We start from the raw sequence: 22532 nt of genomic DNA on the forward strand, positions 1-22532 counted from the left end.
TACTGACAAGTACATAAGTTAACGAATGGTAACATTGATTCGATGGCAATTACAGGGCCTCCAGCATGGCCGCCCTGACGCAATTGCGCCCCGCGTGCTTGGCCTGGTATAGCAGGCTGTCGGCAGCGGCGACCAGGGCGGCGGGGCCTGACGCCTGGCTGCCAGGTGCAAACGCGATGCAGGTCACACCGAAGCTGGCCGTGGTCCCGATGTGCGGCATCAGGCTGGCGCGCAAGCGTTCGGCCAGGCGCACGCCGCCAGCCAGGTCCGTTTCCGGCAGGATCAACAGGAACTCCTCGCCGCCGTGGCGTACCACGCTGTCGATGCCACGGCGCGTGGCATTGCCGAGCAGGGCGGCAAAGGTGCGCAGCACGGCATCGCCTGCGGCATGGCCACGGGCGTCGTTGATGCGCTTGAAATGGTCGAGATCGCACAGGATGGCCGTCAGGCACAGGCCATGGCGTTGTGAGCGCGCAAGTTCGGCGCCCAGCAAGTGCTCATCGAGGTAGCGGCGGTTGTAGCAGCCGGTCAGGTGGTCGCGCACGGCCTGCTCGGCAAGGACGGCGTGTTGCAGCAAGTGCTCGCGGTGCTGGCGCTGTTGGCTATGGTAGGTACAGATGCCGGCCAGATTAAATACCAGCAAGGTCGCCGCGTTGCTGGCCTGGATGTCATCCTGCAAGCCGAGCCAGGCCAGGCTGGCCAGGATGGCCAGGCCGGCACCGCCCAGCATCTGTCGTGTGATGCCGGCATAGGGCGCGGCGAGCAGGGTGCAAAAGGCGGTCACGTGCCAGTCGGCATCGCTCTCGCGCAGTGCATAGCAGAGCAGGAAGACGACCAGGTCCAGCGCCAGCAGCGCGCTGCCGGAGGCGGCGCGGCAAGGCTGTGTGCGCAAGGTCCGCAACAGCATCGCCAGGATGACCAGGCTGCAGGCCAGGGCCAGTGGCCACCCGGCGGGTGGCAACAGTGTGGCGGCAAAGACGGCGCTGGCGCCGGCATGCAGCGTCAGCAAGGGATGCGGCGCCGGCCTGGGGATAGCGTCAGTGGCATGGTGCAAATGCATGGAAACCTGTCGGATGGCGAATCGGGACCCCATTCTTGCCCGGCCCTGCGACAAGGCATGACGCATCAACTCTCCCGATGCGCAGTCGTCCAGATTGGTCCTACCAGTAACCCTATTCGTCGCTGGTGACGCGCGTGCGCACGAAATCGATGTGGCTTTGCATGGCCGTGCGCGCTTCCTCTGGCTGGCTGGCGCAGATGGCCTCGCACAGGGTGCGGTGCTGCGACAGCAGCTGCAAGGAGGTGGCGTCGTCCTGCTGGCGCAAGCCCGTGCCATTGAGGGTGATATGTTCGCGCAGCATGCCGATGATGCTGGTGTGCAAGTGCAGGAACATGGTGTTGTGCGACGCTTGCGCGATGATTTCATGCAGCCGCGCATCGGCCTGCGCCTCGCCGTGCTTGTCGTCGTCCGCGCGTGCCTGTTCCAGCTCGGCCAGCAGCGCCATGATCTGTTCGCGCTCGCCGCTGTTGGCCCGCTGGGCCGCAAAGTAGGCCGTCGCCCCTTCCAGCACGCGGCGAAATTCCAGGATGTCGTCGCGCAGGGCGGGGTGGTCGGCCACCAACTGGCTCCACGGCGAGGCCATGCCGGTGCGCAATTGATCCGTCACAAAGACGCCGGCGCCGCGCCGGCTGCGCACCAGTCCCCGCGCTGCCAGCCGCTGCACCGCTTCGCGCACGGTATTGCGCGAGACCCCATATTGTAGCGCCAGCAGGCGCTCGGCCGGCAGCTGCGCGCCCGCCGGCAGGCTGCCGTCCAGCAGGGCGGTCTCCAGCCTGCGCATCACCATCTCGACCCTGCCCCGCGTTTGCATGCCTGTCGCCATCGCTGTCTTTCGGTGTTGTTTTAAAGTGGTCCGAGCAATTTGAAGTGGCTTGCGGAAGCTGGAATTATGCGTGAACCGGTCATTTTTAACAACACACAGCGGCGCCGCAGCAACACACAGAGCGCCGGGAGACACACACATGCAGCCAGACCCGCGCCAGCCGCCTCACGTACCGAACCGCGCACCACGCCACTATCCGCCCGCACCGCTCCAGGTGTACCTGTTCGCCACCTGTCTGGTCGACCTGTTCGTGCCGCAGGCGGGGCTCGATGCGGTGCGCCTGCTGGAGCGGGAAGGCTTGCTGGTGCATTATCCGCGCGGCCAGAGCTGCTGCGGCCAGCCTGCCTACAGCAGCGGCAACCCGGAACAGGCGCGTGCCGTGGCGCGCGCCCAGCTGGACCTGTTTGCGCAACCCTGGCCCGTGATCGTGCCGTCCGGCTCGTGCGCCGGCATGATGCGCCACCACTGGCCGCAGCTGTTCCAGGACGACCCCGTGGCCGGTCCCAAGGCCTTGGCGTTGGCCGAACGCGTGTATGAACTGAGCGAATTTCTCGTCTGCGTGCTGAAGCTCGACCTGGCCAGCCTGGCCCTGGCCGGCCCCGGGCAGGCGGATGAAAATGTGGTGCTGCATACCTCGTGCGGCGCGCGCCGCGAAATGGGCACGCGCCTCCATGGCGTGGCCCTGGTCGACGCCTTGCCCGGCGTGACGCGCATCGAACATCAGCGCGAATCGGAATGCTGCGGCTTTGGCGGCACGTTCTCATTGAAGCACCCGGACATTTCCGGCGCCATGGTCAGCGACAAGATCGCCTCGGCCTGCGCCACGGGCTGCGACCGGCTCGTCTCGGCCGACTGCGGCTGCCTGCTCAATATCGGCCACGCCGCGCAGCACCAGGGCGCGCCGCTGCCCGTCGAGCACCTGGCCAGCTTTTTGTGGCGCCGCACGGGAGGTGCGCCATGAGTACGGCATTGACTGCGCGCGAACGCATGCTGGGGCGTCTGCGCGCCTCGGCGCCCGCCTCGCCCGACGCGGTGGACGTCATCGACGCCGCCATCGACAGCCATTACCAGGCGCGCCGCGCCGCATCGCCGCAGTCGCCGCGCCAGCACATAGCCGCCATGCAGGCAGCCTTGCGCGCCGCGCATGCGGATGTCGATTGCGTCAGCATGGACGCCTGGCCCGCCCTGCTGGCGCAGCGCCTGGACGCGCACGGCGTGCGCCGTTTGCTGCTCGATGCCGACAGCCGGGAAGGACTGGCCTTGCGCACCGCCTTGCCGGCTGGCGTGGAGACGCTGTCCTTCGAGCGTCCGCTGGCGCAGTGGAAAAGTGAATTGTTCGACACGGTGGAGGCGGGTTTTACCGTCGCCCGTTCCGGCATCGCCGCCAGCGGCAGCCTGGTCATCGCGCCCGACGCGGCCACGCCGCGCACGGTGTCGCTGGCGCCACCGCTGCACATTTGCCTCGTGTATGCGAGCACCTTGCACGCGGACTTGCATGCGGCGGCGCGCGCCGAGCGCTGGGCGGACGGCATGCCGGCCAACCTGGTGCTGGTGTCGGGCCCCTCGAAAACGTCGGATATCCAGCAGACCCTGGCGTATGGCGCGCACGGCCCGCGCTGGCTGTGGGTGCTGATCATCGATGACTTGTCAGCCCATGAAGGAGGTCAGCCATGAACGCCAAGCCCATGCAATTCGTCAAGCCGGCCGATTTCCATGCGCGCGCCCGCGCCGCGCTGGACGACCCGAAGCTGCGCCAGAGCTTTCGCGGCGCCATGGATTTCTTGCAGGACAAGCGCAGCGCCCAGTTCCCCGACGGCGATGAACTGGAACGCCTGCGCGACATCGGCGAAGCCGTGCGCCAGCACGCGCTGGCGCGCCTGCCTGATTTGCTGGTGCAGCTGGAAGACAAGCTGACGGCGGCGGGCGTGCAGGTGCATTGGGCCGAAGATGGCGAGCAGGCCAACGCCATCATCCACGCCATCGCCGAAAAGAACCGGGCGACGCGCTTCATCAAGGGCAAGTCGATGGCCAGCGAGGAAATCGAGCTCAATCACTACCTGGAAGCGCGCGGCATGACCTGCCTGGAATCGGACATGGGTGAGTACATCGTGCAGCTGGCCGGCGAAAAGCCGTCGCACATCGTCATGCCGGCGATTCACAAGACCCGCGCCGATATCGCCGGCCTGTTCGCCGAGCATATCCCCGATGCGCCCTACACGGAAGACGTCGACAGCCTGATCCAGACGGGCCGGCGCGCCCTGCGCCACGCCTTCGTCGAGGCCGACATCGGCCTGTCGGGCGTGAACTTCGCGGCGGCCGACACGGGCACCCTGTGGCTGGTGGAAAACGAGGGCAATGGCCGTCTGACGACGTCCGTGCCGGAGGTGCACATCGCCATCATGGGCATGGAAAAAGTGGTGGCCAAGCTGGAACACATCGTGCCGCTGGCGAGTCTTTTGACGCGCTCGGCGACGGGGCAAGCCATCACTACCTATTTCAACCTGATTTCCGGCCCGCGCCGCGCCGGTGAAAAGGATGGGCCGCGCGAAGTGCACCTGGTCTTGCTCGATAACGGCCGCAGCCAGGCCTACGCCGACGAGCAGCTGCGCGCCACCCTGCAATGCATCCGCTGCGGCGCCTGCATGAACCACTGTCCCGTCTACACGCGTATCGGCGGCCACGCCTACGGCACCACGTATCCGGGGCCGATCGGCAAGATCATTTCGCCCCACTTGCTGGGACTCGACGCGACGGCCGACCTGGCCACGGCGTCGAGCCTGTGCGGCGCCTGCGGCGAGGTGTGCCCCGTGCGCATCCCGATTCCGCAGCTGCTGGTGCGCCTGCGCACGGAAGCGAACCGCAATCCGGCAGAGCAGGTTGCGCATCCGCTGCGCGGGCAGGGAGCCAAGTTCAGCCGCGGTGAAAGCCTGATCTGGCGCTTCTGGAGCGGCGCCTTTGCGCGTCCCGCCAGCTACCGTCTGTTCCGCTGGGCCGCCACGCGGTTGCGGCTGCTGACGCCGCGCGCGCAACTGGGCTGGACGCAGCACCGCAAACCTTTGATGACGGCGCCGCGCAGCCTGGCCGACCTGCTCAATGCACGCGGGCAGGAAGAATAAACAGGCCCCGCTCAAGCATAAAAACACGCTACACAAAAAATACATCAACAGCCGTTTTTTTTCATTAACCCGCATCCACCGGAGGAGACCCGACATGCAAACCTGGACCCAACTTTACACCCCGCTCGGCAGCTTGTGGCTGTCGTCGCTGGCGGCAGCCGTTCCCATCATTTTCTTCTTCATCGCCCTGGCCGCGCTGCGCATCAAGGGCCACGTGGCGGCCGCCGTCACCCTGGCGCTGGCGCTGGCCGTGGCAATTTTCGCTTACGGCATGCCCGTGCCGCAGGCGCTGGCGGCGGCCGGCTATGGTTTTGCTTATGGCTTGTGGCCCATCGCCTGGATTATCGTCACGGCCGTCTTCCTGTATAAAATTGTCGTCAAGACGGGACAGATCGACATCATCCGCGCCTCCGTGCTGTCGATCACGGACGACCAGCGCCTGCAGGTGCTGCTGATCGGCTTTGCCTTCGGTGCCTTCCTGGAGGGGGCGGCCGGTTTCGGCGCGCCCGTCGCGATCACCTCGGCGTTGCTGGTGGGCCTGGGCTTCAACCCGCTGTACGCGGCGGGCCTGTGCCTGATCGCCAACACGGCGCCCGTGGCCTTTGGCGCCATGGGCATCCCCATCATCGTGGCGGGCCAGGTGACGGGCATCGACCCGTTCCTGATCGGCGCCATGGCGGGCCGCCAGTTGCCGCTGCTGTCGCTGCTGGTGCCGTTCTGGCTGGTGTTCATGATGGATGGTTTGCGCGGCGTGCGCGAAGTGTGGCCGGCCGCGCTGGTGACGGGTTTGAGCTTTGCCGTGACCCAGTACTACACGTCCAATTACATCGGCCCCGAGCTGCCCGATATCACCTCGGCCCTCGTCAGCCTGGTGTCGCTGACCTTGTTCCTGAAAGTGTGGCAGCCGAAGAATGCGAAAGTGGCCCATGCCGTCGGCGGCGGCACGGCCGCGCTGTCCGGTTTTGGCGGTGGCGCAGGCAAGGCGGACGTGCGCGGCAGCGGCAGCCGCGCCGCCTCGCCCTACACGACGGCGCAGACCATGCGCGCCTGGGCGCCGTTCGGCCTGCTGACGGCCATCGTCACCGTGTGGAGCCTGCCCGGCTTCAAGGCCTTGTTTGCCGCCGGCGGTGCGTTGTCCAGCCTGGTCATCAAAATCCACGTGCCCTACCTGGACCAGCTGGTGATCAAGAGCATGCCCATCGTGACCGTGCCGAAGGCGTATGACGCCGTGTTCAAGCTGGACCTGCTGTCGGCTGTGGGTACGGCGATCTTGCTGACGGCCGTGCTGGCTATGCTGATGCTGCGCATGAAGCCGCGCGATGGCATCAAGGCCTTCGTGGAAACCGTGGTGGAATTGCGCCGTCCCGTGCTGTCGATCGGCCTGGTGCTGGCATTTGCCTTCGTTGCCAATTACTCGGGCATGTCGTCCACCCTGGCCCTGTTGCTGGCAGGCAGCGGCGCCGCCTTCCCGTTCTTCTCGCCGTTCCTCGGCTGGCTGGGTGTCTTCCTGACGGGTTCCGACACCTCCTCGAATGCCTTGTTCTGCTCCCTGCAAAACACCACGGCGCACCAGATCGGCGTCTCCGACACCTTGCTGGTGGCGGCCAATACGACGGGCGGCGTGACGGCGAAGATGATTTCGCCCCAATCGATCGCCGTCGCCTGCGCCGCAACGGGCTTGGTAGGCAAGGAATCCGACCTGTTCCGCTTCACCTTGAAGCACAGCCTGTTGTTTGCCGTCATCATCGGCATCATTACCATGCTGCAGGCGTACGTGTTCACCGGCATGATCCCGCACTGAGCGGTCCGTAGAAGTACGTAGTAAAACTAGATGAATTGACAGTGAAACGTGCAGAGGGTCATGAAAATGACCTGATGCACTGCAGCATATCCAAGATGGCCCGGCGCAATGCCGGGTCCGCAGCGATGCCGTCGGCATCGAGACCCGACCCCAGCAAAGGCAGGCTGATACAGGCCTCGTCGATCAGGCGCGCCGACATGGTGCGCACCGTTTCGCGCAAGGCCGCCTGCGCGTGCGTGGCGCGCGGCGCGGCGTTCAGCAGCACCAGCGGCTTGTCGATGAACGATTCATTTCCCACCATCCAGTCCAGCGCATTCTTCATGGGGCCGCTCACGCCGTGCGCGTACTCGGGGCTGGCCAGCATCAGCACGTCAGCCGCCAGGATGGCGTCGCGCAGGCCCGTCACGGCCGGCAGGCTGTCGGCGTCGAGGTCGGAATTGAACAGGGGTAATTCGCCGAGTCCCTGGTAGATGCGGATTGTATATTCCGCTGGGGCAAGCCGGGCGATGGCGTGCAGCAGGGCGGTGTTCAGCGAGGCGGCGCGCAGGCTGCCGGCGATGGCGAGGATGGTGATGGGCGTTTTCATTGCGCCTGTATAGCCCATCCTGTGCTCAAGCGCAAGGCGAGCAGGATGGCGCTATGGATCTTGCAACAGCCGATGATGGGCTGCGATGAGTGGCTGGGTACTGCGGCACTCTTAACGGCTCAGGCCGCTCATCCAGCTAGGCTGCGGGTTGGCGCGGGCCAGTTCGCGCATGCGGTATTCCAGATCGTAGCGGTCGGTCGATTCGGCCAGGTAGGCTTCTTCGTAAGCACGTTCGCGGCGGTCGCTGCTGTGGTTCAGCCAGGCGCCCAGACGTTTGGCGGCTTGGACCAGGGTGGCGACGATATTGCTGTTTTGCGTGGTGTGATAGCTAAATGCGGTTGACATGGCAGACTCCTAGTGTGGCGTGCCGCGTTGTGCTGCACTGCAATATAAGTATAGCGATTCCAAGTTATAAGGCTACTTTTGATTTCAAATGTCAGCTATTCATTTTTCAAATAACAGGCGGGAAAGCTGCGCAATACGGGGCTTTAAGGCATAATGCGGGCGCAGTATCGTAGTTTTACTACAAGACTGTTTTGTCCTGAATGTTGTTTTCAGACGCAGCCCGCAGGCGTGCCGCGCCCACAAGACATCGTTCTGACGAAAAACGGTCGGCCGTGCGCCTGCCGCGCGCAAGAGTCGCCATGCCTGCCCCGTATCGCTGATGGCAGTCATGGCCCACGCTGATATCTGCGTGACGCTTGCGCGCCCTGGTGCTGCCCGGGTGGAAACGCTTCCATACCTGGCAAGATCAACTTGGAATTGAAAAATGGAGAAGGTATGGAATACGTAAAGCAAGGCCAGGGCGTACCGTCCGCACAGGCCGGCACGCAAAACAATACAGGCGCCCTGATCATTGTCACGGTGCTGTTTTTCATGTGGGGACTGCTGACCTCGCTCAATGATGTGCTGATTCCCCATTTGCGCTCGATCTACACCTTGACCTATGTCCAGGCGATGCTGGTGCAGTTTTGCTTCTTTGGCGCCTACGCCATCGTCTCGCTGCCGGCCGGCATGCTGATCAAGAAAATCGGCTACCAGCGCGGCGTCGTCGCCGGCTTGCTGATCGCGGCCGCCGGCTGCGCCATGTTCTACCCGGCGTCCACCGGCAGTTATGCGCTGTTCCTGCTGTCCTTCTTCATCCTGGCGGCAGGCATCACCGTGTTGCAGGTGGCGGCCAATCCGTATGTGACGGAACTGGGCGACCCGCAGACGGCGTCGAGCCGTTTGACCCTGACGCAAGCGTTCAACGCGCTGGGCACCACCGTGGCGCCGGCGCTGGGCGGCATGCTGATTTTATCGGGCACCGTGCTGACGGTGCAGCAGTTCGACCTGCTGCCGGCGGCCGAGCAACTGGCCTACCGCGCCAAGGAAGCGGCCTCCGTGCAAGGTCCTTACCTGGTGCTGGCCGCTACCCTGGTGATACTGGCGGTGCTGTTCGCGCTGGCAAAATTGCCGAAGATTTCGCATGCCGACGATGCGGCTGCCCTGGCGCAGGATGGCCACAAGGTCTCGATCTGGTCGCACCGCCACCTGGTACTGGGCGCGCTGGCCATCTTCCTGTATGTGGGCGGTGAAGTCAGCATCGGCAGCTTCCTGATCAACTTCCTGGGCGAGAGCCATATCGCTGGCCTCAGCCACGCCGACGCCGCCTATTTCGTCAGCTATTACTGGGGGGGCGCGATGCTGGGCCGCTTCGTCGGCTTTGCCGTGATGCGCTATGTCAGCCCGGGCAAGACCCTGGCCTTCAACGCCGCCGTCGTCATCGCGCTGATTCTCGTCGCCGTGTTCTCCAGCGGTCACACGGCCATGTGGGCATTGATCGCCGTCGGCCTGTTCAACTCCATCATGTTCCCGACCATCTTCAGCATGGCCCTGAACAAGCTGGGCGCGCAAACGGGACAAGGTTCCGGCATCCTGTGCATGGCCATCGTCGGCGGCGCCATCGTGCCGTTCATCCAGGGCTTCCTGGCCGACCACATCAACCTGCAACTGTCCTTCCTCGTGCCGGCCCTGTGCTATACCTTTATTTTGTACTTCGGCTGGAAATACGCCAGCATGTACAACGACGCCGCCGCCAAATAAGCTGTGCTGTCGTGATCAATCGAAAGGGTGGCCTCGGCCACCCTTTTTTACATCAGTGCGCGAACGGCGTGCCCAGCACATCCTGGCACACCTCAAGCCAGGCGCGCGCCGCATGCGACAGATAGCGCCCGCTCCAGATATGCGCCACCTGCCATGCCACTTCCGGTTCGACGAGGCGCACCGCCTCCAGAGGTTCGCCAGCCAGGCGGTGGATGAACGGTTCGGGCAGCAGGGCCACGCCCAGGCCGGCCGAGGCCATCGCCACCAGCCAGTCCCACTGGCCGCTCTGCGCCGCGATGGTCGGCGTGAAGCCCGCCTGCGCGAAATGCTGGCGCAGGCTGCGCGTGAGGGCGAAGTCATCTTTTAACAGCACCAGCGGCAGGTCGGCCAGCGCCTTGAAGGGCAGTGTCGTGCGTTTTTTCTGGAACGTGCCCGGCTCGGCCAGGGCCCAGATCGGGTAGCTGGCGATGGTGACCGCCACGAGGTCCAGTTCCGGGTCCGCCGGCAGCACCGTCATGCCGATTTCCAGCTCCCCCCCCGCCACCTGGCGCTCGATCTGCTGGCCCGTGTCTTCCTGCAGGGTCAGGCTGATGTTCGGGTGACGCGCGCGGAAGGCCTTCAATACAGGCGTGAACAGCACATTGATCATGGGCGGGATGCCGACCGTCAGGCTGCCGCGCTGCAAGGCCTGGGTGTCGCGTACTTCCAGCGTCAGCTGACGCATGTTGGCCAGCATTTCCTGGCCGTGCTGGTAGACGATGCGGCCCGTGTCCGTCAGGGTCAGCTTGCGCCCGTCGCGCACCAGCAGCTGGGCGCCCACTTCCTCTTCCAGCTGGCGCACCATCTTGCTGATGGTCGACTGGGTCAGGTGCAGCGATTCTGCCGCCTGCGTAAAGCTCGACAGGCGCACGGTTTCGACAAAATAGCGCAGGGAACGGATATCCAAGATGGGGCTCGCCTCGGCGAAGCATGAAAATATCGACTGGGTTTGGCGAAATTAATTCATGCCATGCATGTAGCCGGGATTTTATACTGAATCCACTTATGGGGTTGGTGTATGACAGCCATCCAGTTTGAGAATATTAAGAATATCAGGAGCATCACGATGTACGAGGACCGTATCCGCCACCCAGGCTTGCTCAGCAAAATCATGAGCGCCGACGAGGCAGCCAAATTGTTCCACAACGGCATGCGTGTCGGCATGAGCGGGTTCACCCGTGCCGGCGACGCCAAGGCCCTGCCGCGCGCGCTGGCCGAGCGCGCCCTGCAAGATCCGCTCAGCCTGACCCTGATCACGGGCGCTTCGCTGGGCAATGGCAGCGACGGCCTGATGGCCGAAGCGGGCGTGCTGGCGCGCCGCATGCCGTTCCAGGTCGACCCGATCTTGCGCGGCAAGATCAACAACGGTGAAGTCATGTTCATCGACCAGCATCTGTCGGAAACGGCCGAGCAGCTGCGCTCGGGCAACCTGGCCGCCGTCGACATCGCCGTCATCGAAGCGACGGCCATCACGGCCGCCGGCGCCATCATCCCGACCATGTCGGTGGGCAACTCCGCCGCCTTCGCCCAGCAGGCCACGCAAGTCATCATCGAAATCAACCTGTCCACGCCGCTGGCGCTGGAAGGCTTGCACGACATTTATATTCCGCAATCCCTGCCGGGCCGTGAACCGATACCGCTCACGCGCGTCGACCAGCGCCTGGGCAGCACGGCCATCGCCATCGACCCGGCCCGCATCGCCGCCATCGTCATCACGGACAGCCCCGACAGCCCGTCGAACGCCTTGCCGCCCGACGCGGAAACGCAGGCGATCGCCGGCCACGTGATCGCCTTCCTGCAAGGCGAAGTGGCGGCCGGGCGTATGGGCCCGGAATTGCTGCCGCTGCAGGCGGGCATCGGCACCATCGCCAATGCCGTGCTGCATGGCCTGATCGGTTCGCCCTTCCAGAACATGACCATGTATTCGGAAGTGCTGCAGGATAGCGCGATCGAGCTGCTCGACTCGGGCCAGTTGGCGTTCGCCTCGGCCTCGTCGATCACCCTGTCGGCTGCCGTGCATCAAAAGCTGATGGACAATATCGACCATTACCGCTCGAAGATCGTGCTGCGCCCGCAAGAGATCAGCAACCATCCGGAAATCGTGCGCCGCCTGGGCATCATCGCCCTGAACACGGCGCTGGAATTCGATATCTACGGCAACGTCAATTCCACGCACGTGTGCGGCACGCACATGATGAACGGCATCGGCGGCTCGGGCGATTTTGCGCGCAATGGGCAAGTATCGATGTTCGTGTCGAAATCGGCGGCCAAGGGCGGGCGCATTTCCAGCGTCGTGCCGATGGTCTCGCATGTGGATCATACGGAGCATGACGTCGACGTGCTGGTGACGGAGTGGGGCTATGCAGACTTGCGGGGACTGGCGCCGCGCGAACGGGCGCCGTTGATCATCGAGCGCTGCACGCATCCTGATTACCGTGATCAATTGCGCGCGTATTACGACGCGGCATGCCAGCGCGGCGGCCACACGCCGCACATCCTGGAGCAGGCGCTGTCGTGGCATACGCGCTACCAGGAAACGCAGAGCATGCTTGAAGCGCAGTAAGCTTCGTTCACATCAAGACAGGGCAGGGCGGTGCAGTACCGCGCCTGCCTTTTTTACTTCGGTTTTGAATGCTGTTGTCAGGCACCCGGCGCAAAGCGCAGGCGAATGCCTGTCATGACGACAGCCAGCAAGTCGTCGATATGCGCGTGCATTTCCGGGTGCGGCGTCCATGGGTCGCCCGCATCCATGACGATGCGCAGCGACACGAGTCCGTGCAGCGATTGCCAGAAGATTTGCGTCATCGTGTGCAGCACCGCTTCGTCGCCGCGCACCTCGCCCGCCTTGGCCAGTTCGGTGAAGAGGGAGAGGGCAAACGCATATGGATCTTGCTCGATATTGCCGTGTTCCACTTCGACGGCGTCGATTTCCGCATGTGGGCGCAATTCCATGAAGATCAGCGAGTATTCATCGGGGTGCTGGAAACCGTACTCGATGTAGGCCCGCCCCGTCAGCCGGATGCGTTCCCAGTGATCGCCGCCGGCTTCACTGGCGCTGCGCATGGCGCGCACCAGTTCCAGCAAGTCCTTGTCCATGGCCTGGGCGATCAGGGTGGCCTTGTCGCGGAACAGGGCGTATACGACGGTAGTGGAAAAACCGGCCGCCTCGGCCACCTTGCGGATGGAGACGGCGCGCGCGCCGCCCTTCTTGATGAGATCTTTGACGACGTCGATGATGTGCTCGCGCCGCGCCTGGGCCTCGCGTAACTTTCTTTCTTGAATATTGGTCAACTTCTTGTCCACGACTCTTTCCTGGCGACTCAATGAAAGCAAGAATTATAGGATGGCGCTGAGCTGCCAATGTGTCCGGCATTGTTACAATTCAGTTTTTTGTCCGGTCGATGCGACAGTGGGCCGATTTTTCGCCCTTTTGCCCGGCGCTTTGCCATCGATGCCCCGGATTGGTGCATAAATCGCCCGCCCAGGCTTTGCGAACGGGGCCAAAGGGCGGAAAATAGCGGGATAGCTTACACTGCGTTTTTAGCGCGACGGCGCCAGCCCACGAGGCGACGCCGGAACTCTTACATTTGGACGGGATCATTACATGACCATTAAAATCAGCCAGAACTTCGACTCGGGCGCCATCGAGGTGGTAAGCGCCGCCAGTGCCGGCGCCATCGACCTGAACTTGCGCAAGGATAGCCACGCCGACATCCATCAGTGGTTCCACTTCCGCCTGCAGGGCGCGCGCGGCCAGGCATGCACGATGCGCATCCTGAACGCGGGCCAGGCCACCTATCCGGCCGGCTATGAAGGCTACCAGGCCGTGGCCAGCTACGACAGCGAAAACTGGTTCCGCGTGCCGACGTCGTTCGATGGCCAGGTCATGACGATTGCGCATACGCCGGAACTCGACAGCGTGTACTACGCCTATTTCGAGCCGTATTCGTGGGAGCGCCATTTGCGCCTGCTGGGCGAAGTGGCCGAGCATCCGCTGGCGCGCGTATCCGACCTGGGCAGCACGGTCGACGGCCGCGACATGAATATGGTCACCATCGGCAACCCGCAGGCGGAAAAGAAAATCTGGGTCATCGCGCGCCAGCATCCGGGCGAATCGATGGCCGAATGGTTCGTCGAAGGCCTCATCGACTCCCTGCTCGACGACGCCAATCCGATCGCGCGCAAGCTCTTGCAGCGCGCCGTGTTCCACATCGTGCCGAACATGAATCCGGACGGTTCCGTCCGCGGCAACCTGCGCACGAATGCGGCGGGCGCCAACCTGAACCGCGAATGGATGACGCCATCGCTGGCGTCCAGCCCGGAAGTGCTGTGCGTGAAAAACAAGATCCACGAAACGGGCGTCGACATGTTCTTCGACATCCACGGCGATGAAGCGCTGCCGTACAACTTCGTGGCCGGCAACGAAATGCTGGAAAATTTCACGCCGGCGCAAGCGGCGCACCAGAAAGCCTTCATCGAGCGCTACAAGCAGGCCAGCCCGGACTTCCAGGACAAGTTTGGCTACGCGGCCAGCAAGTACAAGTCGGACATGCTGACCCTGGCGTCGAAATACATCGGCCACCACTTCGGTTGCCTGGCGCTGACCCTGGAAATGCCGTTCAAGGAAAACGCCGACTTGCCCGATCCGGCCGTGGGCTGGAACGGCGCGCGCAGCGCGGCCCTGGGCGCGGCCATGCTGCAGCCTATCCTGCTGTCGCTGGATTGAACGGCGTTGTTCATGGGTATCGAGATCGAGCGTAAGTTTTTGCTTGCCGGCGACGCCTGGCGCGGGCTGGGCCAACCGGTCCTGCTGCGCCAGGGGTATTTGTCCTCCGCGCGCGAGCGCGTGGTGCGCGTGCGCATCGAAGGCGAGCAGGCGATGCTGACCATCAAGGGCGCGAACGTGGGCGCGACGCGCGGCGAGTGGGAGTATCCGATCCCGCTGGCCGACGCCGTTGAACTGCTCGACGGCCTGTGCGAACAGCCGCTGATCGAAAAGTTCCGCCACCGCATCGAATACGCGGGCATGGTGTGGGAAGTCGACGAGTTCCTGGGCGCCAATGCGGGCCTGGTGGTGGCCGAGATCGAACTGGCCTCGGAAGACCAGCCCTTCGACAAGCCCGACTGGATAGGGGCGGAAGTGTCGGGCGATGCGCGTTACTACAATGCGAACCTGATCCGCCATCCGTTTTCACAGTGGTGATGGTGGCCACAGGAACTGGAAAATCACGGCATTCATCGTCAGATTGAATGCTGCGTGTGCCGCCATTGCTGGCCAGAGCGAAGCATGGCGGCGCCGTAGCCACGCGAACAGGCAGGCTGTCGCAAACATCAGCGCCACCCACACTGCCGCCGAGACCACATTCAGCGATACGCCGGCAGCCGTCACGCTCAAGCCATGATGGCACAGGTGTGCCAGGCCGAACAGCCCTGCTTCCCCGCAGGTGCTGCTGCGCACAGACAGTTTTTCCTCCAGTGCATTTTGCAGCACGCCTCGAAAAAAGATTTCCTCACCGATAGGACTGAAGATGCAAGCCGGCACGGTGATCATCAGGTGCAGCATCCAGATGCTCAGCCCGGCCGTGGGCGCCGTGCGGCGAAAGCTGGTCGCTATGCTGACAAACCAGTTGTCCGTCGTGGCGCCATACAGCAGCATGCCCAGCGCAAAGCACAGGAGTGCGGCAGCCACACCGCAGGTCAACGCCAGGGCGTAGGGCGCTTTGCCAGAGGGGGCTTGCAGACCGATGCTGCGCCGTCCTTGCGGCGACAGCAAGATCCAGGGCAAGGCTGCCATCACGCAAAAACTCAGTGGCAGCATCCAGAACAAACCCAAGGGACCCAGCGTGCCCATGACGCGCATGGCGATGAATGCGCTCGCCAGCAGCATTGCCAGCATGGGCAATGACAGCGCCAGCAATGCTGGCCGCAGGGGAGAGGGCGTGGCTGGGCTGGAATGCATCGGCGGTCGGGGCGAAAAAAAGGCCGGAAGAAACCTCCGGCCCTATGCGTTATCAATTAATGAAAATGCTCGCTGCCTTGCGGCGTATCTTCCGGCATTTCCGCATGCGCCAGTTCACCGACAGGATCGGCAAACAAGGGCGCGCCGCAATCGTCACAGTATTCACCGACAAAACGTTCCGCGTGGCGCTTGATGTGCGTCACGCCGGCCGCGTTCAGGTGCTCGATGATTTCATCGACGGGCGTCTTTTGCTTGTCCAGCGCGGCAATGCCGACCTGGATCAGGCCTTCGATCGGCGTGCCATCCTCGTCTTCCTGGCCGTACAGGGGCCAGACGATGCCGTAGATGACGTCCGGCGTCTGGCGCAGGGTGAAGGCGATGCGGTACTCGTCGACCTGGCCATCGGCCGCTTCTTCGCCGAAGCCGGCGATGACGGCGCGCAGTTCCGACGGTTCGATGGCCAAGGTGTGCGTCAGGTAGTGCACGGCGGCGCGCACGGAGACGGGACGTATCAGCTTGTCCGCTTCGCGGCAGGCCACGTAGTACGCTTCTGGCAACAGCAACTCCAGGCCGCAGCCGGGCAGCAGGCGGGCGATGGTTGGCGTTGCTTGCGCGCGCCATTGGTCCAGGGCGGCGCTGCGCTCGGCGATGAAGTCGAGCTGGCTGGCCGGCGTCTGCCAGCGGAACAGCGGCGCGCCAGCAGGCGCCACCACGGCCACCAGCAGGTAGCGTGTGTCGGCCAGGAAGGGCGCCGTTTCCGCCTCTTTGCTTGAAGGCTTGACGGCCGTGCCTTTCAGGGCGGCCAGTGCCAGCTTCTGCGTCTTGACATACGTCTCGACGTGGCTGCGCGGCAACTGGTCGATCGAGTACAGGGTCGGCGCCATGGCCATCTTCGTGCCATCGGCCAGCAGGTGGGCGGCGAAATGCGCCGACAGCACACCGTGCGCATCGCCGGCCATGGGGCCGGAAGCGATGGAGAAGCGCGTCCATGCCAGGATGGGCACGGCGACCAGCAGGGCGTCATAGCGCACGTCTTCATGCGTGATGACGGTCGATTCACTGATGGCTTCAACGCAGTCCATCAGCACGTCGTAGGCGTTCAAGTCTTCCTTGAACAGGCTGCCCAGGGTGTTGTCGATGGTGTCCTGGTGGCCGGTTTTGAGTAATTTCTGGAGCTGCGTATCCAGGCTGTGTTCCCAGGACCGCTCTTCGAGACGGCTGGCTGCCTGTACGATCGCCTGGGCAAAGGTGACCAGGCGCTGGCTGTCGGCAGTCAGTTTATGGGATGAATCTTTGGAAGGACGACGCATAGCGGGATAAGAGTCTCGGAAAGTGAAAAAAATGGATCAGTCAAACAATGATAAACCCTTATAACCGTATTGTAGAGGATTCGGCCGCACGCAATACGTAAGCTATCCTTAGATCATGCCAATAGTCGAAATTTCAAGGAAAAACGGGGTGCAGGGACGAAAAAAAGCGCCGGTCGAAACCGGCGCTCTTATCTTACATCACAGCTGGGCTGACTACTCGGCCAGCAGTTGACGCAGCACGAATGGCAGGATACCGCCGTGCTTGTAGTAATCGACTTCGATCGGCGTATCGATGCGCAGCAGCACTTTCACGTCGACGCTGGTGCCGTCGGCGCGGTGGATCACCAGGGTGGCCAGTTGCTGTGGCTTGATTTCGCCTTCGAGGCCTTTCAGGTCGAAGGTTTCATTGCCGGTGATGCCCAGGGTTTGCACGCTGTCGTCGCCGATGAATTGCAGCGGCAGCACGCCCATGCCCACCAGGTTCGAGCGGTGAATACGCTCGAACGAACGGGTGATCACGGCTTTCACGCCCAGCAGTTGCGTACCTTTGGCTGCCCAGTCGCGCGACGAGCCCGTACCGTACTCTTCGCCGCCGAAAACCATGGTTGGCGTACCTTCAGCAACATATTTCATCGCTGCGTCGTAGATCGACATTTCTTCGCCGGAAGGCTGGTGGATCGTGATGCCGCCTTCGACCGCCGAACCGTCTGCCTTGGCAGGGATCATGCGGTTTTTGATACGCACGTTGGCGAACGTGCCGCGCATCATGATTTCATGGTTACCGCGACGCGAGCCGTAGGAGTTGAAGTCCGCTTTCAGGACGCCGTTTTCCTTCAGCCATTTGCCTGCAGGACCGTTTTCCTGGATCGAGCCGGCTGGCGAGATGTGGTCGGTGGTGATGGAATCGCCGAACACGCCCAGTGCGCGCGCGCCTTCGATGCCGGTGGCCACTGCTGCTGGCGTCATCGAGAAGTTGTCGAAGAACGGTGGCTCCGCGATGTAAGTCGATTTTGGCCAGTTGTAGACTTGACCGGACACGGTGGTGACTTTCTCCCACAGCTTGCCTGGCGCGCCCTTGACGTCGGCGTAGTTGTCCTTGAACACCTTGGCGTTCATGGCGAACTTCATCATGGCCGACACTTCAGCCGAGGTCGGCCAGATGTCGCCCAGGTAGACGTCCTTGCCGCCCTTGCCCTTGCCGACAGGTTCCGTCATCAGGTCGCGCGTCATGTTGCCGGCGATGGCGTAGGCGACGACCAGCGGTGGCGAAGCCAGGAAGTTCGAGCGGATGTTCGGGTGAATACGCGCTTCGAAGTTGCGGTTACCCGACAGCACGGCCGAGGCGACGATGTCGTGCGTGGCAATCGCGGCGTTCAGCTCAGGCGTCAGGTCGCCCGCATTGCCGATACAGGTGGTGCAGCCGTAGGCGGTGACGCCGAAGCCCAGTTTTTCCAGGTAAGGCAGCAGGCCGGCAGCCGTCAGGTACTCGGTGACGACGCGCGAGCCGGGAGCCAGCGACGTCTTGATGTGCGGCGCAACTTTCAGGCCGGCTTCGACGGCTTTCTTGGCCAGCAGGCCGGCCGCCAGCATCACGCTCGGGTTCGAGGTGTTGGTGCACGAAGTGATCGCGGCGATCAGCACGTCGCCGTTCGACACTTTCACGCCATTCGTCGTTTCGTACACGGCGTTCAGGTCGGCCGGGTTCTTGTTGAAGCCGTTTTCCGTGGTCGGCTTGGCGAACAGTTCGGCGAAGTTCGCCTTGACGTTGCCGATTTCGATACGGTCTTGCGGGCGTTTCGGGCCGGCTAGCGACGGTGCGACCGTGGCCAGGTTCAGTTCCACCACGCGGGTGTAGTCGATGTCGCCCGCTTTTGGAATGCCGTACAGGTTTTGCGCCTTGAAGTAGCTTTCGAACGCGGCGATTTCAGCCTTGCTGCGGCCGGTGCCCTTGAAATAATCGATGGTCGCGTCGTCGACCGGGAAGAAGCCCATGGTCGCGCCGTATTCCGGTGCCATGTTGGCGATCGTCGCGCGGTCCGTCAGGGTCAAGGACTCGGTGCCTACACCGAAGAATTCGACGAACTTGCCGACGACTTTCTCTTTGCGCAGCAATTCGGTGATGGTCAGTACCAGATCGGTGGCGGTGCAGCCTTCGCGCAGCGCGCCGGTCAGGTTCACGCCGATGACGTCAGGCGTCAGGAAGTAAACCGGCTGGCCCAGCATGCCCGCTTCCGCCTCGATGCCGCCCACGCCCCAGCCGACTACGCCGATGCCGTTGATCATGGTGGTGTGCGAGTCGGTGCCGACCAGGGTGTCAGGGTAGTACACGTCGCCGGCTTTCTTGCCTGCGTGGTGCACGCCGCGTGCCAGGTATTCCAGATTGACCTGGTGGACGATGCCGAAGCCTGGTGGCACGACGCCGAAGGTGTCGAATGCCTGCATGCCCCATTTCATGAACTGGTAACGCTCGTTGTTACGCGAGAATTCCAGTTTCATGTTCAGGTCCAGCGCTTTCTTTTCGCGGTAGTGATCGATGGTCACCGAGTGGTCGACCACCAGGTCGACTGGCACCAGCGGTTCGATTTTCTTGGCGTTGATACCCATCTTGGCGGCCACGTTGCGCATGGCTGCCAGGTCGGCCAGCAGGGGAACGCCGGTGAAGTCTTGCAGCACGACGCGCGCCACTACGAACGGGATCTCGTCGGTGCGCTCGGCGGTCGGGCCCCAGCTCGCCAATTGCTTGACGTGTTCTTCGGTGACTTTTTTGCCGTCGCAGTTGCGCAATACCGATTCGAGCACGATGCGAATCGACACTGGCAGGCGGGAGACATTGATGCCCAGGCTTTTTTCCAGCGCAGGCAGGGAGTACAGCTTGCCCTTCTTGCTATCCGAAATATTAAAGTCCTTGAGCGTGTTCAGAGTGTTGCGGGACATGACCTCTCCTTGTTGGGTATCGTCTATTTATTGATGATTCAAATTACAAAACATGACTGAGCCCCCGAAGAGGCCCTTGCTACGCACATCAGCCGCCGGTGACTGGCAAGACGCCCAGCGATGGCGGGGCTTCCACCAAGGCTGCCGGCTTGGCTTGCTCCGCATCCTTGCATTCATTGGCCAGCTGGCGGCCCTGCTTGGAATCGAGCAGCATGCCTTTGGCCGGGATGCCGATCCAGACCAGGCCGTACAAGCGGTTCTCGAAGCGGTTGGCGCCGGTGGTGGTGCCCACGCGGCTCAGGCGGTGCAGGCGCTTCTTCCAGCGCAGGGCGATGTGTTTGTCGTCAGTAGCATTGGTGTAGATGGTAATTTTATTACCAAGTTCACAATTGAAATCGGTGGAGGCCGAGCCTGCGGTGTCCGGCTCATCCGATTCTTCCTTGTCGACGACCGACATGGCGAGCGGATGCGCTTCCTTGGCGGCCGCCTTGGCCTTGACGGCCTTGGCTTTCGGCTTGGCCTTGACGGCCTTGGCTTTTGCCGGCTCCTTGGTATCCGTGGCGGCGAAGCTGGCTGGCGCCAGCGTGAGGGTCATGGCGCCCAGCGCGACGCTGCAGGCAATGGCTAATTTGGAGAGGGACATCGTGTAATTCCTGTCAGTTTTCAGTGGTGCTGGAAGAGGGGGTGTTGAGTAATGCAGCGGCCGCCTCGGGCAAGCCCAGGCCTGCCAGTTTGGCGCGTTGTAAAACGGTCCAATAATATCGGTAGCTGGCGCGGTCATGCAAGCGGCCATTTTGCGCAATCGGTCCCCAGTTGGCGCGCAGCGCTTCATTCAGGATGTTGCTGGCCTCGTTGACTTCGGACAGGCGCGGCGTGAAGGCCTTGATGATGGGCTTGATCTGGTCCGGATGGATGCTCCACATGCGCGTGTAGCCGAACTCGGCCGTCGCGCGCTGGGCGTCATTCGCCACCACGGCCGAATCGCGCACGTCGGTCGTCACATTGTGCGACGGTACCTTGCCGTGCGCGTGGCAGGCGGCCGCCACTTCCAGCTTGGCGCGCACCACCAGCGGGTGCGTAAACTGGCCCGGCGTGCGCATGGCGGCGGCGGGAATGGCGCCGTAGTGGGCCGAGACGAAATCCATGATGCCGAAGGACAGGCATTCGACCTGGGGCAGGGCGGCGATGGCGTAGGCGTCGCGCAGCGCGCCATGCGTCTCGATCAGGATGTGCACGGGCAGGTTGTCGCGGCCGGCGCGGCGCGCGTGCAGATTGATCAGGTCGATGGCCAGCATGGCATCTTGCACGCCGCCCACCTTGGGTACGGCGATGTAGGCCAGGCGGGCCGCGGCGGCGCAGATGATTTCCACGTCGCGCGCGAAAAACGGGCTGTCGACGTCGTGCACGCGCACGCCGATGCGGTTGAACTGGTTCTCGTCGCTGGCCAGCAGGCCGGCGATCATGTGGGCGTGCGACTCTTCATTGCCGGCGCTGGCGCCGTCTTCGCAGTCGAATGTGATGTCGAACAGGGGCCCAAGCTCTTGTTGCAAAGCAATCGATTTACGCATCAGCTTTTCAGAGCCGGCGTAGTGGTCGCAAGCGGCGAGCAACAGCGGCTGGCGTTTGCCTTGGAATAAAACCTCGGAAGGGTGCATGCTTAAGGCATTTCTGCAGGTAAAGACTACTTGATAAAACAGCCGCGCCGCGAATCTCGCGGGGCGGCCTTCTTGGCGGGCGGCGCTCAGGCCGCGCCGCCAATACTGTATTTACGCCAGCAGGTGTTTCACGCCTTCGCGCTCTTCGGTCAGTTCTTTCAGGGTCAGGTTGATGCGCTCTTGCGAGAATGCATCGATTTCCAGGCCTTGAACGATGGTGTACTCACCGTTGTCGGTGGTGACCGGGAAGCCGAAGACGGTGCCTTCAGGGATGCCATACGAGCCATCGGAAGGCACGCCCATGGTGGTCCACTTGCCGGCGGTGCCCAGCATCCAGTCGTGGATGTGGTCGATGGCGGCGTTCGCTGCCGACGCTGCCGACGACAGGCCGCGCGCTTCGATGATGGCCGCACCGCGCTTGCCGACGGTCGGCAGGAAGGTGTTGGCGTTCCATTCCTGGTCGTTGATCAGGTCCTTGACGGCCTTGCCATTGACGGTGGCGAAACGGTAGTCGGCGTACATCGTAGGCGAGTGGTTGCCCCAGACGGTCAGCTTCTCGATATCCTTGACGGCGGTGCCGGTCTTGGCAGCGACTTGCGACAGCGCGCGGTTGTGGTCCAGGCGCAGCATGGCGGTGAAGTTTTTCGCCGGCAGCGATGGTGCCGATTTCATGGCGATGTAAGCGTTGGTGTTGGCAGGGTTGCCGACTACCAGGACTTTGACATTGCGCGAAGCGACGGCGTCGAGCGCCTTGCCTTGTACCGTGAAGATCTGGGCGTTCGCTTCCAGCAGGTCCTTGCGTTCCATGCCTGGGCCGCGTGGACGCGCGCCAACCAGTACGGCCACGTCGACATCCTTGAATGCGGTCAGCGGATCGGCGTGAGCAGTCATTTCCGTCAGCAGCGGGAAGGCGCAGTCGTCGATTTCCATCATCACGCCCTTGAGCGCCTTCTGGGCTTTTTCGTCCGGGATTTCAAGCAGTTGCAAGATGACAGGCTGGTCTTTGCCGAGCATGTCGCCATTGGCGATGCGGAACAACAGGGCGTAGCCGATCTGGCCGGCGGCGCCGGTCACTGCAACACGCATTGGGGTTTTAGCCATGATGAATCTCCAAAGTGGGAAAGAAAACGGGCTTGAAGCTGGGCTTACGCTTATCCGGAAAAA

21 protein-coding genes are annotated in these 22532 nt (G+C 63.0%); 8 read left to right on the plus strand and 13 right to left on the minus strand.

The window, feature by feature from the left end; translation table 11 throughout:
- Nucleotides 1-49: 49 nt before the first annotated feature.
- Together ACQ4WL_RS00180 and ACQ4WL_RS00185 are read right to left on the minus strand one after the other, a co-directional pair.
- Nucleotides 50-1060, minus strand: a complete 1011-nt coding sequence (locus ACQ4WL_RS00180) for a GGDEF domain-containing protein (RefSeq protein ID WP_436507359.1) — start codon at nt 1058-1060, stop codon at nt 50-52.
- A gap of 112 nt (nt 1061-1172) precedes the next feature.
- Nucleotides 1173-1871 carry a FadR/GntR family transcriptional regulator gene (locus ACQ4WL_RS00185; RefSeq protein ID WP_436507360.1) on the minus strand — a complete coding sequence of 233 codons (699 nt, stop codon included), beginning with the start codon at nt 1869-1871 and terminating at the stop codon, nt 1173-1175.
- A 151-nt stretch (nt 1872-2022) separates the two neighbouring features.
- On the opposite strand from ACQ4WL_RS00185, the gene ACQ4WL_RS00190 reads away from it, so the two are divergent.
- The 4 genes from ACQ4WL_RS00190 to ACQ4WL_RS00205 all read left to right on the plus strand — a co-directional run bounded on the left by ACQ4WL_RS00190 (nt 2023) and on the right by ACQ4WL_RS00205 (nt 6800).
- Nucleotides 2023-2844 (plus strand): (Fe-S)-binding protein, encoded by an 822-nt coding sequence (locus ACQ4WL_RS00190; protein WP_436507361.1) that lies wholly within the window; start codon nt 2023-2025, stop codon nt 2842-2844.
- On the plus strand, nt 2841-3557 hold the full coding sequence (locus ACQ4WL_RS00195) for a LutC/YkgG family protein (protein ID WP_436507362.1): 717 nt from the start codon (nt 2841-2843) through the stop codon (nt 3555-3557). Before ACQ4WL_RS00190 ends, ACQ4WL_RS00195 begins: the two co-directional genes overlap by 4 nt.
- Nucleotides 3554-4999, plus strand: coding sequence for a LutB/LldF family L-lactate oxidation iron-sulfur protein (locus ACQ4WL_RS00200; protein ID WP_436507364.1), 1446 nt, complete (start codon nt 3554-3556; stop codon nt 4997-4999). The genes ACQ4WL_RS00195 and ACQ4WL_RS00200 overlap by 4 nt, the downstream gene beginning before the upstream one ends.
- A 94-nt stretch (nt 5000-5093) precedes the next feature.
- A complete protein-coding gene (locus ACQ4WL_RS00205; protein ID WP_436507365.1) occupies nt 5094-6800 on the plus strand; it encodes a lactate permease LctP family transporter in 1707 nt (568 codons plus the stop codon).
- Between the two features lie 58 nt (nt 6801-6858).
- On the opposite strand, the gene ACQ4WL_RS00210 is transcribed toward ACQ4WL_RS00205, so the two are convergent.
- The 3 genes from ACQ4WL_RS00210 to ACQ4WL_RS00220 all read right to left on the minus strand — a co-directional run bounded on the left by ACQ4WL_RS00210 (nt 6859) and on the right by ACQ4WL_RS00220 (nt 8061).
- Nucleotides 6859-7386: an NADPH-dependent FMN reductase gene (locus ACQ4WL_RS00210; protein WP_436507366.1), complete on the minus strand. Its 528-nt coding sequence runs from the start codon at nt 7384-7386 to the stop codon at nt 6859-6861.
- Between the two features lie 111 nt (nt 7387-7497).
- Nucleotides 7498-7731: a DUF3563 family protein gene (locus ACQ4WL_RS00215; RefSeq protein WP_436507368.1), complete on the minus strand. Its 234-nt coding sequence runs from the start codon at nt 7729-7731 to the stop codon at nt 7498-7500.
- A gap of 99 nt (nt 7732-7830) precedes the next feature.
- Nucleotides 7831-8061 carry a hypothetical protein gene (locus tag ACQ4WL_RS00220; protein WP_436507369.1) on the minus strand — a complete coding sequence of 77 codons (231 nt, stop codon included), beginning with the start codon at nt 8059-8061 and terminating at the stop codon, nt 7831-7833.
- 105 nt (nt 8062-8166) lie between these two features.
- Between ACQ4WL_RS00220 and fucP the strand changes: the two genes are divergently transcribed.
- Complete coding sequence (gene fucP / locus ACQ4WL_RS00225) at nt 8167-9471, plus strand: L-fucose:H+ symporter permease (RefSeq protein WP_436507370.1); 1305 nt, start codon at nt 8167-8169, stop codon at nt 9469-9471.
- A gap of 52 nt (nt 9472-9523) precedes the next feature.
- On the opposite strand, the gene ACQ4WL_RS00230 is transcribed toward fucP, so the two are convergent.
- A complete protein-coding gene (locus ACQ4WL_RS00230) occupies nt 9524-10417 on the minus strand; it encodes a LysR substrate-binding domain-containing protein (protein ID WP_436507372.1) in 894 nt (297 codons plus the stop codon).
- A 159-nt stretch (nt 10418-10576) separates the two neighbouring features.
- On the opposite strand from ACQ4WL_RS00230, the gene scpC reads away from it, so the two are divergent.
- The gene (gene scpC / locus ACQ4WL_RS00235; protein ID WP_436507373.1) at nt 10577-12073 is read left to right on the plus strand and encodes a succinyl-CoA:acetate CoA-transferase ScpC; all 1497 of its coding nucleotides are present in this window, start codon (nt 10577-10579) and stop codon (nt 12071-12073) included.
- A gap of 77 nt (nt 12074-12150) precedes the next feature.
- Here scpC and ACQ4WL_RS00240 read toward each other — a convergent pair whose 3' ends face one another.
- On the minus strand, nt 12151-12813 hold the full coding sequence (locus ACQ4WL_RS00240; protein ID WP_436507374.1) for a TetR/AcrR family transcriptional regulator: 663 nt from the start codon (nt 12811-12813) through the stop codon (nt 12151-12153).
- 301 nt (nt 12814-13114) lie between these two features.
- Here ACQ4WL_RS00240 and ACQ4WL_RS00245 point away from each other — a divergent pair, with 301 nt between their 5' ends.
- Both ACQ4WL_RS00245 and ACQ4WL_RS00250 read left to right on the plus strand, forming a co-directional pair.
- Nucleotides 13115-14236, plus strand: a complete 1122-nt coding sequence (locus tag ACQ4WL_RS00245; RefSeq protein ID WP_436507375.1) for a M14 family metallopeptidase — start codon at nt 13115-13117, stop codon at nt 14234-14236.
- 12 nt (nt 14237-14248) lie between these two features.
- A complete protein-coding gene (locus ACQ4WL_RS00250) occupies nt 14249-14713 on the plus strand; it encodes a CYTH domain-containing protein (RefSeq protein WP_436507376.1) in 465 nt (154 codons plus the stop codon).
- Here the strand turns inward: ACQ4WL_RS00250 and ACQ4WL_RS00255 are convergent.
- The 6 genes from ACQ4WL_RS00255 to ACQ4WL_RS00280 form a co-directional block, all read right to left on the minus strand.
- Entirely contained in the window at nt 14702-15469 is a 768-nt protein-coding gene (locus tag ACQ4WL_RS00255) for a CPBP family intramembrane glutamic endopeptidase (RefSeq protein ID WP_436507377.1), read from the minus strand. The genes ACQ4WL_RS00250 and ACQ4WL_RS00255 overlap by 12 nt on opposite strands.
- A 56-nt stretch (nt 15470-15525) precedes the next feature.
- Entirely contained in the window at nt 15526-16779 is a 1254-nt protein-coding gene (locus ACQ4WL_RS00260) for a DUF2863 family protein (RefSeq protein ID WP_436507378.1), read from the minus strand.
- A gap of 213 nt (nt 16780-16992) precedes the next feature.
- A complete protein-coding gene (acnA, locus tag ACQ4WL_RS00265; protein ID WP_436507379.1) occupies nt 16993-19713 on the minus strand; it encodes an aconitate hydratase AcnA in 2721 nt (906 codons plus the stop codon).
- Nucleotides 19714-19801: 88 nt separating this feature from the next.
- Complete coding sequence (locus tag ACQ4WL_RS00270) at nt 19802-20356, minus strand: hypothetical protein (protein ID WP_436507380.1); 555 nt, start codon at nt 20354-20356, stop codon at nt 19802-19804.
- Nucleotides 20357-20369: 13 nt separating this feature from the next.
- A complete protein-coding gene (locus tag ACQ4WL_RS00275; RefSeq protein ID WP_099762940.1) occupies nt 20370-21368 on the minus strand; it encodes an HpcH/HpaI aldolase/citrate lyase family protein in 999 nt (332 codons plus the stop codon).
- 111 nt (nt 21369-21479) lie between these two features.
- Nucleotides 21480-22469, minus strand: a complete 990-nt coding sequence (locus tag ACQ4WL_RS00280; RefSeq protein ID WP_436507381.1) for a malate dehydrogenase — start codon at nt 22467-22469, stop codon at nt 21480-21482.
- Nucleotides 22470-22532 lie beyond the last annotated feature (63 nt).

Source organism: Janthinobacterium kochi, assembly GCF_051380715.1.
GTDB lineage: Bacteria > Pseudomonadota > Gammaproteobacteria > Burkholderiales > Burkholderiaceae_D > Janthinobacterium.